Annotated in this window: 18 protein-coding genes; 10 read left to right on the forward strand and 8 right to left on the reverse strand. The window is 70.6% G+C overall.

All coding sequences use genetic code 11. The annotated features are described in order from the left end of the window. The first annotated feature begins 2 nt into the window (after positions 1–2). From nadC to WN71_RS21680, 7 genes are all read left to right on the forward strand, one after another. Positions 3–980 (forward strand): carboxylating nicotinate-nucleotide diphosphorylase, encoded by a 978-nt coding sequence (gene nadC, locus WN71_RS21655; RefSeq protein ID WP_046589006.1) that lies wholly within the window; start codon positions 3–5, stop codon positions 978–980. A gap of 5 nt (positions 981–985) precedes the next feature. After that, a complete protein-coding gene (locus tag WN71_RS21660; RefSeq protein WP_046589005.1) occupies positions 986–1,783 on the forward strand; it encodes a type III pantothenate kinase in 798 nt (265 codons plus the stop codon). A gap of 197 nt (positions 1,784–1,980) precedes the next feature. Further along, positions 1,981–2,667 carry a hypothetical protein gene (locus WN71_RS21665; protein WP_046589003.1) on the forward strand — a complete coding sequence of 229 codons (687 nt, stop codon included), beginning with the start codon at positions 1,981–1,983 and terminating at the stop codon, positions 2,665–2,667. 61 nt (positions 2,668–2,728) lie between these two features. Further along, complete coding sequence (locus WN71_RS41985) at positions 2,729–2,905, forward strand: hypothetical protein (protein WP_046589001.1); 177 nt, start codon at positions 2,729–2,731, stop codon at positions 2,903–2,905. 314 nt (positions 2,906–3,219) lie between these two features. Further along, positions 3,220–3,606 (forward strand): BlaI/MecI/CopY family transcriptional regulator, encoded by a 387-nt coding sequence (locus tag WN71_RS21670; protein WP_046588997.1) that lies wholly within the window; start codon positions 3,220–3,222, stop codon positions 3,604–3,606. Positions 3,607–3,615: 9 nt separating this feature from the next. Further along, the gene (locus WN71_RS21675; RefSeq protein ID WP_046588996.1) at positions 3,616–4,149 is read left to right on the forward strand and encodes an amino-acid N-acetyltransferase; all 534 of its coding nucleotides are present in this window, start codon (positions 3,616–3,618) and stop codon (positions 4,147–4,149) included. A 227-nt stretch (positions 4,150–4,376) separates the two neighbouring features. Next, a complete protein-coding gene (locus WN71_RS21680) occupies positions 4,377–4,721 on the forward strand; it encodes a histone-like nucleoid-structuring protein Lsr2 (protein WP_046588993.1) in 345 nt (114 codons plus the stop codon). Here the strand turns inward: WN71_RS21680 and WN71_RS21685 are convergent. Further along, positions 4,700–5,305, reverse strand: coding sequence for an SCO3374 family protein (locus tag WN71_RS21685; RefSeq protein ID WP_046588992.1), 606 nt, complete (start codon positions 5,303–5,305; stop codon positions 4,700–4,702). The two genes, WN71_RS21680 and WN71_RS21685, sit on opposite strands and share 22 nt — an antisense overlap. 442 nt (positions 5,306–5,747) lie before the next feature. On the opposite strand from WN71_RS21685, the gene WN71_RS21690 reads away from it, so the two are divergent. After that, positions 5,748–8,273, forward strand: a complete 2,526-nt coding sequence (locus WN71_RS21690; protein WP_046588990.1) for an ATP-dependent Clp protease ATP-binding subunit — start codon at positions 5,748–5,750, stop codon at positions 8,271–8,273. Between the two features lie 100 nt (positions 8,274–8,373). On the opposite strand, the gene WN71_RS21695 is transcribed toward WN71_RS21690, so the two are convergent. Beyond that, entirely contained in the window at positions 8,374–9,036 is a 663-nt protein-coding gene (locus WN71_RS21695) for an HAD family acid phosphatase (protein ID WP_046588988.1), read from the reverse strand. A gap of 412 nt (positions 9,037–9,448) precedes the next feature. On the opposite strand from WN71_RS21695, the gene WN71_RS21700 reads away from it, so the two are divergent. Further along, positions 9,449–10,006: a M23 family metallopeptidase gene (locus WN71_RS21700; protein ID WP_046588982.1), complete on the forward strand. Its 558-nt coding sequence runs from the start codon at positions 9,449–9,451 to the stop codon at positions 10,004–10,006. A 105-nt stretch (positions 10,007–10,111) separates the two neighbouring features. Here the strand turns inward: WN71_RS21700 and WN71_RS21705 are convergent, their stop codons facing one another. Next, positions 10,112–10,711 (reverse strand): TetR/AcrR family transcriptional regulator, encoded by a 600-nt coding sequence (locus tag WN71_RS21705; protein WP_046588979.1) that lies wholly within the window; start codon positions 10,709–10,711, stop codon positions 10,112–10,114. A gap of 148 nt (positions 10,712–10,859) precedes the next feature. Between WN71_RS21705 and WN71_RS21710 the strand changes: the two genes are divergently transcribed. Beyond that, complete coding sequence (locus WN71_RS21710; protein ID WP_206300115.1) at positions 10,860–12,467, forward strand: MDR family MFS transporter; 1,608 nt, start codon at positions 10,860–10,862, stop codon at positions 12,465–12,467. Positions 12,468–12,624: 157 nt separating this feature from the next. On the opposite strand, the gene cseC is transcribed toward WN71_RS21710, so the two are convergent. From cseC to WN71_RS21735, 5 genes are all read right to left on the reverse strand, one after another. Beyond that, a complete protein-coding gene (cseC, locus tag WN71_RS21715) occupies positions 12,625–13,968 on the reverse strand; it encodes a two-component system sensor histidine kinase CseC (RefSeq protein WP_046588978.1) in 1,344 nt (447 codons plus the stop codon). A gap of 13 nt (positions 13,969–13,981) precedes the next feature. Next, complete coding sequence (gene cseB, locus WN71_RS21720; RefSeq protein WP_046588977.1) at positions 13,982–14,686, reverse strand: two-component system response regulator CseB; 705 nt, start codon at positions 14,684–14,686, stop codon at positions 13,982–13,984. A 145-nt stretch (positions 14,687–14,831) separates the two neighbouring features. Further along, positions 14,832–15,569 (reverse strand): hypothetical protein, encoded by a 738-nt coding sequence (locus tag WN71_RS21725; protein WP_420856515.1) that lies wholly within the window; start codon positions 15,567–15,569, stop codon positions 14,832–14,834. After that, a complete protein-coding gene (locus WN71_RS21730) occupies positions 15,557–16,096 on the reverse strand; it encodes a SigE family RNA polymerase sigma factor (RefSeq protein ID WP_046589125.1) in 540 nt (179 codons plus the stop codon). Before WN71_RS21730 ends, WN71_RS21725 begins: the two co-directional genes overlap by 13 nt. 272 nt (positions 16,097–16,368) lie before the next feature. Further along, positions 16,369–17,301 (reverse strand): HhH-GPD family protein, encoded by a 933-nt coding sequence (locus WN71_RS21735; RefSeq protein WP_046588976.1) that lies wholly within the window; start codon positions 17,299–17,301, stop codon positions 16,369–16,371. Positions 17,302–17,463: the final 162 nt, after the last annotated feature.

Here is a 17,463-nt window from a genome sequence, read left to right on the forward strand (position 1 = left end):
AAGTGAGCACCCCCGACCTTCCCCTCGCCTCGAACGGTGGCTGCGGCGACGGCTGTGCCTGCGGTGCCGGGGCCGACGAGGAGTACCTGGAGTGCGGGCTCGACCCCGCGCTCGCCCAGCTCCTGGCCGACGCCGGCCTCGACCCCGTCGAGGTCGAGGACATCGCCAACGTGGCGATCCAGGAGGACCTCGACCACGGCGTCGACGTGACGACCGTCGCCACCATCCCCGAGGACGCGGTGGCCACCGGCGACTTCACCGCCCGTGAGGACGGCGTCGCGGCGGGCCTCAGGGTCGCCGAGGCCGTGCTCTCCGTGGTGTGCACCGACGAGTTCGAGGTCGAGCGGCACGTGGAGGACGGCGACCGGGTGGAGGCCGGGCAGAAGCTGCTGTCGGTCACCACGCGCACCCGCGACCTGCTCACCGCCGAGCGCAGCGCGCTGAACATCCTGTGCCGTCTCTCCGGCATCGCGACCGCCACGCGCGCGTGGGCGGACGTGCTGGAGGGCAGCAAGGCCGAGGTGCGCGACACGCGCAAGACGACCCCGGGGCTGCGCGCCCTGGAGAAGTTCGCGGTCCGCTGCGGCGGCGGCGTCAACCACCGCATGTCGCTGTCGGACGCGGCCCTGGTGAAGGACAACCACGTGGTGGCCGCCGGCGGCGTCGCCGAGGCGTTCACGGCCGTACGGGACGCGTTCCCGGAGCTGCCCATCGAGGTCGAGGTCGACACGCTGCACCAGCTGCGCGAGGTCGTCGACGCGGGCGCCGACCTGATCCTGCTCGACAACTTCACCCCGAGCGAGTGCGCGGAGGCCGTGGGCATCGTCGACGGGCGCGCGCTCCTGGAGGCGTCGGGCCGGCTGACGCTGGAGAACGCCAAGGCGTACGCCGACACCGGTGTCGACTTCCTCGCCGTGGGCGCGCTGACCCACTCCTCGCCGATCCTGGACATCGGCCTGGACCTGCGCGAAGCGGAGTAGGCGCGATGCTCCTCACGATCGACGTCGGCAACACGCACACCGTCCTCGGCCTCTTCGACGGCGAGGAGATCGTCGAGCACTGGCGCATCTCCACCGACGCCCGCCGCACGGCCGACGAGCTCGCGGTGCTGCTCCAGGGGCTCATGGGCATGCACCCCCTGCTGGGGGAGGAGCTCGGCGACGGCATCGACGGCATCGCCATCTGCGCGACCGTGCCGTCGGTGCTGCACGAGCTGCGCGAGGTCACGCGGCGCTACTACGGCGACGTGCCCGCCGTCCTGGTGGAGCCCGGTGTGAAGACGGGCGTGCCGATCCTCACGGACAACCCCAAGGAGGTCGGCGCGGACCGCATCATCAACGCGGTCGCCGCGGTCGAGCTCTACGGCGGTCCGGCGATCGTGGTGGACTTCGGCACCGCGACGACGTTCGACGCCGTCAGCGCGCGCGGGGAGTACGTCGGCGGGGTGATCGCGCCCGGCATCGAGATCTCGGTGGAGGCGCTCGGCGTGCGGGGCGCGCAGCTGCGCAAGATCGAGGTGGCGCGGCCGCGCAGCGTGATCGGCAAGAACACGGTCGAGGCCATGCAGGCGGGCATCGTGTTCGGCTTCGCCGGGCAGGTCGACGGCGTGGTCGGCCGGATGGCCCGGGAACTGGCCGACGACCCGGACGACGTGACGGTGATCGCGACGGGCGGTCTGGCGCCGATGGTGCTGGGCGAGTCGTCGGTGATCGACGAGCACGAGCCGTGGCTGACGCTGATCGGCCTGCGGTTGGTCTACGAGCGCAACGTCTCGAGGATGTGAGCGAGGGGGCCCCTCTCGCCGGGTCCGGGCGCATCGCCGGGTGCGGGCGCGCCGGTCTCCCGCCCGCCACCCGGCGGAGCGGCTCCGCGCAGCTCCAGGTGGGTGGGTTCCGCGCCGCGCCAAGATCGTTAGGTCGGTTTTGTCTGATTAGCGCGTATCGTCGCCGCATGCCCACGCCATACGGATCCCGCGGCGGCATGGCGTTCGGCGTGGAGGAGCTGCGTGTGCTCCGCCGTGCCCTCGCCCTTGCCCTCCACCCCGAACCCGCCTCGGCCGAGGACGTCCAGGACTGTCGCAGGCTCGCCGAGTCGCTCGACGAGGCGATGCGCGAGGGCGCCCGGCTGCGCGCCTTCCTTGTGGCGGACCTCGCTCGCTACCGCGCCGCCCTGCCCGGCACCGCCGCCGGCTACTTCGCGCTCCTGGAGGAGACCCTCGCGTCCGGGTACCGGCCCGTCCCCGACGACCTCGCCGCGCTCCGCGCGCTGCGCGGGAACCCGGTCGCCGCCGGGCTGCTCGCGCGCTGCCAGGTCATGGCCGAGGAGGACGTGCGCGGCCGTCTCGCGCGCGGACAGCGCAGCCGTGGCCTTCCGGGCGCGCCGGCCGTTCCCGCCTCCCGTACGCGCCTTCTGGCGCTCCCGGGCGGCCGGGAGCCCGTGCCGGCCGAGTCGGTCCCCGCCGAGCCGGACGCGCGGGTGTCCGCGGCCGGACCCGCCCGCGACCCGGAGGAGCGGCCCGCCCCGAAGCCCGGGGAGCGCCCGGCCGAACGGCCCGCCCCGCCGTCCCCGCAGCCGGCGCAGCCGTCCCGGCCCGTCCCGACCCCGGGCGAGGTGTTCCCGCGCCGCAGACCCGGCTCACCGCCCTCGCAGCGGCTGGCCGCGGGCTGACCCGCCACGCCCGTCCCGACCCCGGCCCCGCCCGCGGTTGCCCCGTGGCTACCCTGGACGCATGGACTACGTCTCCGCGCTCGTGCCCCCGGTCGTCATGGCCGTGTTCTTCATCGGTGTGATCCGGGTGATCGTGAAGACCCAGGGCGGGGCCGCCAAGGCCAAGGAGGACGCGGCCGTGGACGCCGCCCTCGCGCGCGCGGAGGCCGCCCGGCAGCCCGCGGCCCCGGACGCCTGAGCACCGGACGGTCGTACTCGGGGCGCCTGGACAACCGGGCGCTCGAACCCCGGACGGCTGAACACGGGGCGCCCGACGAGCATCGGCCGCCCCTGTCTTCGTATCTGAAGCCGTCGCGCCCCCTCGTGGGCGTACGGCCGCGCCCCCGGCGCACGGCTCCGCGCGGACGCCCTCCGCGTACCCGGGCCGTGCGCCCTTTTTGTTCCTTTCGCGGCTGTAGTGCCCGTCCGCCACGTCATAGGCAAGATCTCCAAGATCTCCCACTATTGTTCTGAGCTGTGCCTCGCCCATTGGGAGAACTCGAAGACGCGGTCATGACGCGGGTGTGGAAGTGGAACCGCCCGGTGACCGTTCGGGAAGTCCTGGAAGACCTTCAGCAGGAACGGTCCATCGCCTACACCACGGTGATGACCGTTTTGGACAATCTCCATCAGAAGGGCTGGGTCCGCCGTGAGGCGGAAGGCCGGGCCTATCGCTATGAGGCGGTCTCGACTCGCGCCGCCTACGCGGCGGCACTCATGAACGACGCCTGGTCCCAGAGCGACAACCCCGCGGCCGCTCTCGTCGCCTTCTTCGGGATGATGAGCGACGAACAGCGCCGCGCCCTCAGTGACGCCGTTCGCATGGTCCAGGGACCGGAAACCCGGGAACCGGCGGAACCGGAGAACCCCGGCTCCCCGGTGGACGACAGCGGGCGATAGCGTCCGCTCATGTCAGCGATGCACCCCGAAGTCACCGCAAAAGCCATCACGGTCCGCCGTGCCCGGACCAGCGATGTCCCCGCCGTGCGGAGCCTCCTCGACGCCTACGTCCGCGAGCGCATCCTGCTCGACAAAGCCACGGTGACGCTTTACGAGGACATCCAGGAGTTCTGGGTCGCGGAACGTGACGACAACGCCGAGGTGGTCGGCTGCGGCGCACTGCACGTGATGTGGGAAGACCTCGCGGAAGTCCGCACTCTCGCCATCCAGCCGGGTCTGAAGGGCGCCGGCGTCGGCCACCGGGTGCTGGAGAAGTTGCTGGACACCGCGCGCTGGCTCGGTGTTCGCCGGGTTTTCTGCCTGACCTTCGAAGTCGAGTTCTTCGGCAGGCACGGCTTCGTCGAGATCGGCGAGACACCCGTGGACACCGACGTCTACGCGGAGCTGATGCGTTCCTATGACGAGGGCGTCGCGGAGTTCCTCGGTCTCGAACGAGTGAAACCGAACACCTTGGGCAACAGCCGGATGCTTCTGCATCTGTGATCTCCCGGACGATCCGGTATTCCACGCCGCCCTGCCCAGGTTCCCTATGTCCGAAACGCGCATGTTTCCGGTCCTGAGCAGTCCCTGAGCCTCTGCCAGGGGTTTGTGTTTTTCCAGCAAAAGCGGTTTGCTTTCCGACGTAGTGCAGTACTGCATATAACAGGGGGCGGTGAAACGGCGGACGCCGCGGACCCCCGGTCCTGAAGTGATGAATGAAAGGAAATCCGGTGGCACAGAAGGTTCAGGTCCTTCTTGTCGACGACCTCGACGGCGGCGAGGCGGACGAGACCGTCACGTTCGCGCTGGACGGCAAGACGTACGAGATCGATCTCACGACTTCCAATGCGGACAAGCTGCGCGGCCTTCTCGACCCCTATGTCAAGGGTGGTCGTCGCACCGGTGCGGGACGCTCTTCGGGCGGCCGTGGAAAGGCGCGCCCCGCTTCCGGCGTCAGTGGCAACCAGCTCACCGCGCAGATCCGCGCCTGGGCAAAGGAGAACGGCCACGAGGTCAATGACCGCGGCCGCGTTCCCGCGAAAATTCGCGAGGCCTACGAGAAGGCCAACGGCTGAGCCTGCGTGACGGCCGGCGGGCCGCCGTGCGGGCGCCGCAGCAGGATCCGGTGGCACTGTGTCGCCACCGTGTCCACCAGCCGTACGAGATCGGGGGCGCCTTCGCCGCCCCCCAGCGCCGACAGTGTCGGCAGCGAGGGTTCGACCTCGCGTCCCGGCCCGGGGGGCCGCAGCCAGACGGCGGCCCCCTGCACGGAAGCCGTCCGCCAGGGCGACGGCGCGTCGATGTGCCCGCCCGCGCCCAGCGCCACGAGGTCGAGACCCGCGGCCAGCGGACCCCACTCCAGCCAGTCCAGGACCCCCGGCAGCTCCTCCGCGCTGCCCGCGGCCACCAGGAAGCGCATCCGGCCGCCCTGTAGCGCCACCGGAGAGCCGGGGCCCAGATGCCTGAGCGCAGGGCCGCCCGCCCGCGCCGGCACCTCCAGCACGTCGAACCGGGCCCCCGTGACCAGCCGCGGCAGCGAGCCCGGCGCCGGACCGGGGGCGGTCGCCCACCCCAGCCTCTTCTCGTACCAGTCGCGGACCGCGGACGGGTCGATCGCGCGCCTGGGCTGGGGCACCGCCAGCGGGGTCATGCCAACCATGCCAAGTGCAACCCCCGAGGACCCCCGCAAGTTACGCTGAGTGCCGGGAAGATCGCCCGCAGTGTATGTCCGGGGGGCGTGCGGGGGCGTGGGGAGGCGCAAGGTTGTTCGCCCGTAGCGGAGGGAACGGGCGCGCACGGCATGGAGTGTCAGTCCGTACGGGTAAGACATCCCTAGTGGGAGGGGGCGACACGCAGGAAAGGCCGTCTCACGTTCGCCATCGGCGTACTGATGGTGGGGGTAACTGTCTGGCCTGCGGGAACATCGTCTCGCACCATCGGGTTGGAGCAGATGTCGGCGTTCGGGGTCAGGAGGCAGTGCTGGTTCTCGGTCCGGTGTCGGCAGTTGGAATGAGCGGTCCCCGCTTGCGGGACTAAGCTGCGGAAGGACAGGGAGGGGAAGTTCCCCTCCACTGCCTGACCGCTCTGAGGAGCGATTAACGATGTTCGAGAGGTTCACCGACCGCGCGCGGCGGGTTGTCGTCCTGGCTCAGGAAGAAGCCCGGATGCTCAACCACAACTACATCGGCACCGAGCACATCCTCCTGGGCTTGATCCACGAGGGTGAGGGTGTCGCCGCCAAGGCCCTTGAGAGCCTCGGGATTTCGCTCGAGGCGGTCCGCCAGCAGGTGGAGGAGATCATCGGCCAGGGCCAGCAGGCCCCGTCCGGGCACATCCCCTTCACCCCCCGTGCCAAGAAGGTCCTGGAGCTGTCGCTCCGCGAGGCCCTTCAGCTGGGCCACAACTACATCGGCACGGAGCACATCCTGCTCGGCCTGATCCGCGAGGGCGAGGGCGTCGCCGCCCAGGTCCTGGTCAAGCTGGGCGCCGATCTCAACCGGGTGCGGCAGCAGGTCATCCAGCTGCTCTCCGGCTACCAGGGCAAGGAGACCGCCACCGCCGGCGGGCCTGCCGAGGGCACCCCCTCGACGTCCCTGGTCCTCGACCAGTTCGGCCGGAACCTCACCCAGGCCGCTCGTGAGTCCAAGCTCGACCCGGTCATCGGGCGCGAGAAGGAGATCGAGCGGGTCATGCAGGTGCTGTCCCGCCGTACCAAGAACAACCCGGTGCTGATCGGTGAGCCCGGCGTCGGCAAGACCGCCGTCGTCGAGGGCCTCGCCCAGGCCATCGTCAAGGGCGAGGTGCCCGAGACCCTCAAGGACAAGCACCTCTACACCCTCGACCTCGGTGCCCTGGTCGCCGGCTCCCGCTACCGCGGTGACTTCGAGGAGCGCCTGAAGAAGGTCCTCAAGGAGATCCGCACCCGCGGCGACATCATCCTGTTCATCGACGAGCTGCACACGCTGGTCGGTGCGGGTGCCGCCGAGGGCGCCATCGACGCCGCGTCGATCCTGAAGCCGATGCTGGCCCGAGGTGAGCTCCAGACCATCGGTGCGACCACGCTGGACGAGTACCGCAAGCACCTGGAGAAGGACGCGGCCCTCGAGCGCCGCTTCCAGCCCATCCAGGTCGCCGAGCCGTCCCTGCCGCACACGATCGAGATCCTCAAGGGTCTGCGCGACCGGTACGAGGCCCACCACCGGGTCTCCATCACCGACGAGGCGCTGGTCCAGGCCGCCACCCTGGCCGACCGCTACATCTCCGACCGCTTCCTGCCGGACAAGGCGATCGACCTGATCGACGAGGCCGGTTCCCGGATGCGCATCCGCCGGATGACCGCGCCGCCGGACCTGCGCGAGTTCGACGAGAAGATCGCCGCCGTCCGCCGGGACAAGGAGTCCGCGATCGACTCGCAGGACTTCGAGAAGGCCGCCTCCCTGCGCGACAAGGAGAAGCAGCTCCTCGCCGCGAAGGCCAAGCGCGAGAAGGAGTGGAAGGCCGGCGACATGGACGTCGTCGCCGAGGTCGACGGCGAGCTGATCGCCGAGGTCCTCGCGACCGCCACCGGCATCCCGGTCTTCAAGCTGACCGAGGAGGAGTCCTCCCGCCTGCTGCGCATGGAGGACGAGCTCCACAAGCGGGTCATCGGCCAGGTCGACGCCGTCAAGGCGCTGTCGAAGGCGATCCGCCGTACGCGCGCCGGTCTGAAGGACCCGAAGCGCCCCGGTGGCTCGTTCATCTTCGCCGGCCCGTCCGGTGTCGGTAAGACCGAGCTGTCCAAGGCGCTCGCCGAGTTCCTCTTCGGCGACGAGGACGCGCTGATCTCCCTCGACATGTCGGAGTTCAGCGAGAAGCACACGGTCTCGCGTCTCTTCGGTTCGCCCCCCGGCTACGTGGGCTACGAAGAGGGCGGTCAGCTGACCGAGAAGGTGCGCCGCAAGCCGTTCTCCGTCGTCCTCTTCGACGAGGTCGAGAAGGCCCACCCGGACATCTTCAACTCGCTGCTGCAGATCCTGGAGGACGGTCGCCTGACCGACTCCCAGGGCCGGGTCGTGGACTTCAAGAACACGGTCATCATCATGACGACCAACCTCGGCACGCGGGACATCTCGAAGGGCTTCAACCTGGGCTTCGCGGCCACGGGTGACACGAAGTCCAACTACGAGCGCATGAAGAACAAGGTGTCGGACGAGCTCAAGCAGCACTTCCGCCCCGAGTTCCTCAACCGCGTCGACGACGTCGTCGTCTTCCCGCAGCTGACGCAGGAGGACATCCTGCGGATCGTCGACCTGATGATCAGCAAGGTCGACGAGCGCCTGAAGGACCGGGACATGGGCATCGAGCTCTCCCAGTCCGCCAAGGAGCTGCTGTCCAAGAAGGGCTACGACCCGGTGCTGGGCGCGCGTCCGCTGCGTCGCACGATCCAGCGCGAGATCGAGGACACCCTGTCGGAGAAGATCCTCTTCGGCGAGCTGCGCCCCGGTCACATCGTGGTCGTCGACACGGAGGGTGAGGGCGACACCAAGACCTTCACCTTCCGCGGTGAGGAGAAGTCCGCACTGCCGGACGTCCCGCCGATCGAGCAGGCGGCCGGCGGAGCCGGGCCGAACCTGAGCAAGGAGGCGTAAGCCTCACGGCCCCCGGGCCGACCGAGAGGGGCCGGTGCTGCGACAGCACCGGCCCCTCTCGCGTGCCCGCGGCGCCCGCCGGCGCCCGTGGCGCGGCCGGCTACGACAGCTGGCCGTCGTAGTCCGGGAGCTTGAAGGTCTTCTCGGCGTGCCCGCCCGACAGGTCGGTGGCGCTGTTGCCGATGTTCGCGATGATCGTGTAGCCCTTGTTCTCGATGTCCACGCGCTGGGCCGTCTTGTAGGCGGCGACGTCCTTGAAGAGGTCGAGCAGGCCGCGGACGTAGAGGCCGGAGACGTCGTAGCCGTCGTGTTCCAGGTTGTACTCGGTGGGCCAGGCGATGATGCCGGGGCGCGCGGTCACGAAGAACAGCGCGACGCCGTGCTCCTGGGCGTACTCGGCGACGTTCAGGACCGGCTTGTTGGCCGGCTGGGGGTAGCTGAAGCCGAAGTCGGTCTCCAGCGTGGTGTTGTCGACGTCGAAGACGATCGCCTGCTTCTCGCCCGGCTCAGCGGCGGCGATCCGGTCCTTCAGGTACGGCAGCGCCTGGTCCATCACGCTCTGGCAGTCCTGCTGCCAGGTGCCGTAGTCGACCGCGGTGGACGCCGTCGCCACGGAGGTGCTCACCGCGGCGGTCCGTGCCGTGGCCGTGCCGGTGGTGGCCGCGGTGGCGGCCTGGGCTCCGGCCGGGACGGCCAGCGCCGTGAGAGCGGCGGTGGTGACGGCCGTCAGGGCGGTACGGCGGGTCCAGGTGCCTCTGGTCATGGGTGGGGGGTCCTCTCGCGTCCGAGCACGGCTCTGGTCAGATCTTGTCAGGGTCATGCTGGAGGGCGGGAGTGGCAAGAGGGGAACCGGGGGGTTACCGGACGGTAGCTCACTCCAACACGGGCTTTGCACAAGCCGGTTCCTGTCGTGGCGGGGGTCACAACAGGGGGGTGGTGCCGGTGGCCTCCATCACGAGTGGTGCGTCACGTACTACGGCGATTAGTAGGCGTCCGGAGGGCGTTGAGCGGGGGTTTGGTCGATTTGGGGGTGTTTGGTTTGAGATGGACTACTACGGTCTGCCGTAGATGACCGGTTTGTCCTCAGGGGTCCCGGCGGGCTACCAAGGGATAGTCCATTCGGCGGAAGTTCGAACGCCAGATGGTTTCTCTGTCCCCCACCCCATGAGGTTTCGATGTTCCCGCGTTCCACGGTCCGTTCTTCCCGTTCGTCCTCCAAGCTCCGCAAGCGTGTGGCCGTCGTGGCCGCCGGTGTGGGCGTGTCGGTCGCGCTGGGAGCCGGAGCCGCAGGTGCTGCCACGGCCAAGTCCGCCAGCACCTGGGTGGACCCGGTGAAGAAGTACACGCTGTCCGCCTCGTTCAACCAGGCCGGCAGCCACTGGGTCGCCAAGCACAGCGGTCAGGACTTCGCTGTGCCGATCGGTACCAACGTCGTCGCCGCCCACTCCGGAACGGTCGTCAAGGCCGGCTCCCACGGCGCCGGTGACGGATCCGCGTACGGCAACGCCATCGTGATCAAGCACAGCAACGGCACCTACTCGCAGTACGCGCACCTCTCCCGCATCGACGTGAAGGTCGGTCAGCACGTGAAGACGGGCCAGCACATAGCCCGCTCCGGCAACACCGGTAACTCCACCGGCCCGCACCTGCACTTCGAGATCCGCACGACGCCGAACTACGGCTCCGCGGTCAACCCCGTCACGTTCCTGCGCTCGCACGGCGTGCACGTCTGACAGATGGTGTGAGCCGCCTCCGCGGCGCACCGGCAGCACACAAAGCGCGCGTCCACCTCCGGATTCCCGGAGAGTCGACGCGCGCTGACGTGCGTTCAGGGGCGGTTACGAGCGCCCCGCGCTGCCCCGGTCCGCCTGGGTCACCAGGTCCAGGGCGACGTCCATGACGGCCTGCCGCTTCTTGTCGGGGTCGCCCTCCAGATCCTGGAGGACGAACATCCCGGCGTGCAGGGTGAAGATGGCGCTCACGCAGCGGACCTGGTCGACCAACTCGGCGTCCGGGTCTATCAGGACGTCGCGCAGGCCCTTCATCCGGTCCTTGAAGGTGTCGCCGATGCGCAGCTCCCGGACCGTCGCCTGGTTCTCCTGCATGAAGCGGAAGAGCGGGGTCGCGCTCGCGAGGGCCTCGCTGTAGCGCCGTACGATCTCCCGCTTGGTCTCCAGCGTGTGCGGCTGCTGCTGGCCCCACTCGATGAGCTCCTCGATCGGCCTGGTCAGGTCGTCGAAGACGCTCGCGAGGATCTCTTCCTTGGTCTTGAAGTGGTAGTAGAGAGCCGCTTTGGTGACATCCAGGCGCTCGGCGATCTCGCGCAGGGATGTCTTCTCGTAGCCCTGCTCCGCGAAGAGCTCGAGCGCCACGTCCTGGATGCGCTGGCGGGTGTTGCCGCGGCGCTGATGCCTGGTGCCGTCCATCGTGACGTCCATCTTGGTACTCCTTGCGCTCCCACGGAAACTTGCTTGCCGCCCGGCTAGCTAACTTACTTGACGCCCGGCTAGTTAAGGTCTACCTTCCCAGTGTAGACAGCTAGCCGGTCGGCAAGTAAGTAGCTGGCCCTGGGGGAATGGGAAAACCATGGCGGACACCGCGCAGACCGGGGCCGACCCGGTGACCTCGGAGAAACGGCCAAAGCCGGAGAAGCAGCCCAAGAGCGTGCGGGTGGTCCTGCTCGCGCTCATGATCGCGATGATGCTCGCGATGCTGGACAACATGATCGTGGGCACGGCGATGCCGACGATCGTGGGCGAGCTCGGCGGCCTGGAGCACCTGTCGTGGGTGGTGACCGGATACACCCTGGCCACCGCGGCGGCCACGCCCGTCTGGGGCAAGCTCGGCGACATGTACGGCCGCAAGGCCACCTTCCTCACCTCGATCGTGATCTTCCTGATCGGCTCGGCGCTCAGCGGCATGGCCCAGGACATGGGTCAGCTGATCGGCTTCCGCGCGGTGCAGGGTCTCGGCGCCGGCGGTCTGATGGTCGGCGTCATGGCGATCATCGGCGACCTGATCCCGCCGCGCGAGCGGGGCAAGTACCAGGGCATGATGGCCGGCGTCATGGCGCTGGCGATGATCGGCGGCCCGCTGGTCGGCGGCACCATCACCGACAACTGGGGCTGGCGCTGGTCCTTCTACATCAACCTGCCGCTCGGCGCCGTCGCGCTGGTGCTGGTCACCGCGGTGCTCCACCTGCCGAAGAAGCGCTCCCAGGCGGGCATCGACTACCTCGGCGTCACCCTGCTGACCGTCGGCATCACCTCCATCGTGCTCGTGACGACCTGGGGCGGCTCGGAGTACGCCTGGACCTCCGCGCGGATCATGGAGCTCATCGGCATCGGCGTCTCCTCGCTGATCGGGTTCGTGTTCTGGCAGACCAAGGCCAAGGAGCCGGTCGTCCCGCTGCACATCTTCCGCAGCCGCAACTTCACCCTGATGTCGATCATCGGCTTCATCACCGGCTTCGTGATGTTCGGCGCGACGCTCTTCCTGCCGCTGTACCAGCAGTCGGTGCAGGGCGCCTCGGCCACCAACTCGGGCCTGCTGCTGCTCCCGATGCTCGGCGCGATGCTCGTCACCTCGCTGGTCGCCGGCCGGGTCACCACCAACTCCGGCCGCTACAAGGTGTTCCCGATCGCCGGCGGCGTGCTGATGATCACCGGCCTGTACCTGCTGTCCACGATGGACACCGGCACCACCCGGCTCACCTCCGGCATCTTCATGGCCGTGCTCGGCGCGGGCATGGGCTGCCTGATGCAGATCACCATGCTGGTCGCGCAGAACAGCGTGCAGATGCAGGACATGGGTGTCGCGTCCTCGTCGACCACCCTGTTCCGCACCCTCGGTTCCTCCTTCGGTGTCGCCATCATGGGCGCCCTGTTCAACCACCGGGTCCAGGACGTCATGGCCGAGCGGGCCGGGGCGCTGGGCTCGAAGGTCACCGAGCAGTCCGCGCAGCTGGACGCGGCCAGCCTGGCCAAGCTCCCGGCGGCGGCCCGCGAGGCCTATCAGTACGCGGTGTCCAGCGGCACCCACACGGCGTTCCTCCTCGGCTCCGTCGTCGCGGTGATCGTCCTGGTGGCCTCCCTGTTCGTGAAGGAGGTGCCGCTCAAGGGCGGCCCGCAGAAGCCGGACGCGCAGCAGGGCGAGGCCGACGCCGCCCCGATGCCGATCGTCGAGGCCGTCTGACCGACCACGGCCGCGCCACGCGGCTGACCGAAGGCTCCCGGCAGGTGTCCGCCCCGGGGGCCTTCGGCCTGTCCGGCGGCGGCGACGGCGGTGGCTTTGCCGGTGCGGGGCGGGCTCGGTACGGCGTACGCCGTCGAGTCGGTCGGCTCCGCGCCCGTCACGCGGGCAGCATCGGATAGCTGCCGGTGTCGGTCGGGGCGTGTTCCGGGAGCCAGAGGACCGCGACCGCGCCCTCCGCGGCTATGTGCTCCGGGGCACCGGCCGGGCGGACGTTGCGGAAGGTGAGCCGGGCGCCGAGGACACGGGCCTGCCCGGCCGCGATGGTCAGGCCGAGGCCGTGGCCGTGCCCGGCGCGGTCCTTGCTGCCCGTGCGGAAGCGGCTGGGCCCGTCGGCGAGCAGGTCCTCGGGGAATCCCGGGCCGTGGTCGCGGACCCGGATGACCCGGCCCTCGACGGTGACCTCGATGGGCGGCTTGCCGTGCCGCGCGGCGTTGGCCAGCAGGTTGAACAGCACGCGCTCCAGACGCCGGGGGTCGGTGGTGACCTCCGACTCGTGCACCACGCGCACCTCGATGGCGGGGTCCCGCGCCGCCACCCGCCGGGACACGAAGTCGCCCAGCAGGATGTCCTGCAGCTCGGCCCGCTCCGAGGCGCCGTCCAGCCGGGCCACCTCCAGGACGTCCTCGACCAGCGTGCGCATGGCCTTCGCGCGGTCCAGGACCAGCTCCGTCGGCCGGCCCGGCGGCAGCAGTTCGGCGGCCGTCAGCAGGCCCGTCACCGGGGTGCGCAGCTCGTGGGCGATGTCGGCGGTGACCCGGCGCTCGGCCTCCAGCCGCTGCCGCAGCGCGTCCGCCATGGCGTCCACGGCGCTCGCGAGGTCGTCGGTCTCGTCCCAGACGACACCGCCGATGGCGTCCCGCACCCGTACGTCCGTCTCGCCCTTGGCAACCTGGTGGGCCGCGGCGGCCGCCTTGCGGAGCCGGCGGGAGAACTGGCCGCCGATCAGCACCCCGAGCGCGCTGCCGCCGAGGACGACCGCGATGGAGCCGATGACCAGGGCCTGGTCGAGGTCCTTCATCACGTCCGTGCTGCGGTCGGTGAGGTGGGTGTGCAGCGACAGCACGTGCCCGTCCTTCATCGGCACCGCCGCCCAGATGTCCGGCACGTCGCCGTGTTCGCCGACGTACGTCGCCATGCGGCCCTCGTCGACCTTGTCGCGCAGCCTGGAGGGCAGGTCCGGGTCGTCGCGCTCGATCTTCGGGAAGTTCGGCCGCTTGGACAGCTCGTAGTTGCGCTGCCCGATCTGGAGCCGCTCGACCGCGAGTTCGCGCGCGTTGTCCAGCATGGAGACCCGGGCGGCGTTGTGCACGACCAGGCTCAGCGCCACCGCGACCAGCGCGCCGACCAGCGCGATGGCGGCGCTGAGTTTCCACCGCAGCCCCGTGCGGAGCCCCCCGTGCGCCAGGCGCTCGGGCATCAGCTGCCCCCTCGTCCCCCTCATGCCCCGCCCCCGCTCAGGCCTTCAACTTGTAGCCGAATCCGCGGACCGTCTCGATCCGGTCCTGGCCGATCTTGGCGCGCAGCCGCTGCACATGGACGTCGACGACCCGGGTGTCCCCGCCCCAGCCGTAGTCCCAGACCCGCTCCAGGAGCTTGTCGCGGGAGAGCACCGTGCCCGGCGCGGAGGAGAACTCCAGCAGCAGGCGCATCTCGGTGGGGGTGAGCGCCACCGGCTGCCCGGACCGGCGCACCTCCATGCCCTCGGTGTCGATCTCCAGCTCGCCGAAGGTCAGCACCCCGTCGGCGGCCGGGGCGGCGGGCTCCTCCCCGCGGTCCGCGCCGCCCGCGTGCCCGAAGCGGCGCAGCACCGCGCGGATGCGGGCGACCAGGACGGCGCCGTCGAACGGCTTGGTCACGTAGTCGTCGGCGCCCGCCTCCAGGCCCAGCACCACGTCGATGGAGTCGGCGCGCGCCGACAGCATGATCACCGGGACCGTCGACTCGTCGCGGATGCGGCGGCACAGGCTGACGCCGTCGAGGCCGGGGACCATGACGTCCAGGAGCGCGATGTCCGGGCGGTCGGCCCGGAACGCCTCGAGGCCCGACAGGCCGTCGGGCATCGCGGTGACCGCGAAGCCGTCCCGCTCCAGGGCGAGCTGGGTGGCCTCACGGATGACGTCGTCGTCCTCGACGAACAGGACGTGGGTCTGCTCTGCCATCCCGGTGCTCTCAGTCCTTCTGTGGGTCGCTCGGCAGGGACGCCCGCTGCCGTCCCCGTGGAGGTGAGCCGGCATCGTCCCACCCCTTCGTCCTCTTCATCGGACGGCGGTACCCGTTCGGTTCACTTCCCGGGCGATCGAATCATCACTTGTCCGTGTCGGACGACCCGTCGCCCCCCACGGCGTTGCTGTAGTCCGTGTGATGGAAGTCGCGCTGCACGAAGTGGCCGCCGGCCGCCGTCGACCAGGCGTACGTGATCACGTTCTCGCCGGAGGGGTTCGACACCGCGTCGCCCTTCTCGTACACCTGCTTGGTCACCACCAGGTCGCCGCGGTCCATCTCCGCGTAGACGGGGGACTCCTCGGCCTTGAAGACGTCCACGAACCGGCCGTTCTCCTCGCGGTACACGTACGAGCCGACCCCCACCGCGTCGCCGCAGGTCAGCACGTTCACCACGACGTCCTCCGAGGTGCCGCCGGTGAGCCTGCCGTAGGAGACGTCGACCGGGTACTCGTCGCCCACACAGGGCTTCAGATCGTGCTTGACCGCGGCGGAGACCACCGCGTCGTCCTTCACGAGCGCGACGGCGTCGACGCGCCGGTACGTGTCCGCGGGGCTCGGGGAGTACGACACCGGGGAGGGGGCGGCGCCCCCCGCCGAGTCGGCGCGCGCCGGGCCCTCGTCGCGGGCGCCGGTGCCGCCGGTGGCGCAGGCGGACGCGAGCAGGGCGAGGGCGGCGACGGTGGCCCCCGCGGCGAACGCCGCCTGGAGACTGGTCGGGTGACGTGCCCGGTGGTCCGTGGAACGGTTCGTGGAACGGTTCGTGGATCGGTCCGTGGATCGGTCCGTGGATGTGGACTTCGTGCCGGTCAGGCCGCGCACCGCTCCCGCTCCTCACGCTCCAGCGCGCGTGCGTCCAGGTCCCGCGCCTCCAGCTCCTCGCGGAGCCGGGCGAGCGCCCGGTGCAGCGTGCTCTTGACCGTACCGGCCGACATGCCGAGGGCGGCGGCCGTCTCCTCCGTGGACATCTGCTCCCAGTGTCGCAGCACGACGACGCTGCGTTGCTTCGGTGCGAGGACTTTCATGACGTCCATCAGCAGGGCGCGGTCCGCGTGCTGCTCGGTGGAGTCGTCCACGCAGGCCTCCGGCAGCTGCTCGGTGGGGACCTCCTCCAGCTTGCGGGCGCGCCACCACTCCGTACGCGTGTTGATCATCACGCGGCGGAGGTAGGCGTCCGCGAGCCGCTTGTCCGCGATGCCGTCCCAGCGGCCGTAGGTCCGGGCGAGCGCCGTCTGGAGCAGGTCCTGGGCGTCGACCGGGTCGGGCACCAGGCGGCGGGCGCTGCGCAGCAACGCGTCCTGCCGCGTGCGGACGTACTCCTCGAACTCCAGCACCTCGCCCTGCTCCACCATCGCAACCGCCTCCGTTCCCCGTTTTTCTCCGGTCGACCCCGTGTCGTCCCGGTGGTCCGCCGGGCACGGGAACGAAGCTACGGAGGGGTTGTCACGGCGCTGTCCGAAGCAGACTGCGAGAAACGCTCGGCTGTCCGTCGGTTGTGTAACGGAAGTAGGTTCGGGGTAAGGGCGTACGCCTAGTCGTGGTGGTATGGGGTGATATGTCCGCGCGATGGAGTGGAGGAAACCCTCCGACGGGCCCGCCCGCACTGTGACATGGCTGTGCGTCAGCTCAGCGGCAGCCGATAGAGCCCTTCCGGCAGCGGCTCCACCAGACCGTCCGAGACGAGCCCGTCGAGCGCGCGCGCCCGCTGCACCGGCTCGTGCCAGACCCGGTCCAGCGCCGACTGCGGCACCGGCACGTGCGCCTCGCGCAGGACGGCGAGCAGCTTGCCGCGCACCTGGCGGTCGGTACCGGCGTACGTCTGCCCGCGGCGCGGGGGCCCGTCGTGCTCCGGCTTGCCCGCGAGCCGCCACGCGCACAGCGCGGCGATCGGGCAGCGGTGGCAGCCCTCGTTCTTCGCCGTGCAGATCAGCGCGCCGAGCTCCATGGAGGCGGCGGCCCACCGGGACGCGGTGTGCTCGTCGTCGGGCAGCAGGGCGCGCGCGAGCTTGCGCTCGGCGGCGGTGGTGGCGTTCGGCGGGTACTGCACGCCGGTGACCGCGCGCGCGAAGACCCGGCGGACGTTGGTGTCGAGCACCGGGTGCCGCTGGCCGTAGGCGAACGACGCCACGGCCGCGGCCGTGTACTCGCCGATCCCGGGCAGGGCGAGCAGGTGCGCGTGGTCGGTGGGTACGTCGCCGCCGTGCCGTTCCGTTATCGCGGCGGCGGCGCCGTGCAGCCGCAGGGCGCGGCGCGGGTAGCCGAGCCGGCCCCAGGCGCGGACCGCCTCGCCGGGTGCCTCGGCGGCGAGGTCCGCGGGGCGGGGCCAGCGGGCGAGCCACTGCTCGTAGACGGGCAGCACGCGGCTGACGGGCGTCTGCTGGAGCATGAACTCGCTGACCATCACGCCCCACGGCCCGGCCTCCGGGCGCCGCCAGGGCAGGTCGCGCGCGTTCTCGGCGAACCAGTCGATGACGGGGGCGTGCAGGGCGTCGCCGGGGTCGGTGTCGTGGGCGGCGGAGGAACTGTGGTGCGGGGGCTTCGTGGGCGCAGTCATGGCATGACCGATCCTGCCACGGGGGAGCGGGGCGCGGGCCGTGGCGTGGCCGGTACGGGGTCGCCTGGCGGCGCGGCCTGGCGGGGGACCGGGCGGTCGGCTGCGTTGTCCGGGAGCGGGGCCGGGTGGTCGACGGCGCGCTCCGGGCGCGGGTGGGTGGGG

Source organism: Streptomyces mangrovisoli (genome assembly GCF_000974985.2).
In the GTDB taxonomy this organism is placed as follows: Bacteria; Actinomycetota; Actinomycetes; order Streptomycetales; family Streptomycetaceae; genus Streptomyces; species Streptomyces mangrovisoli.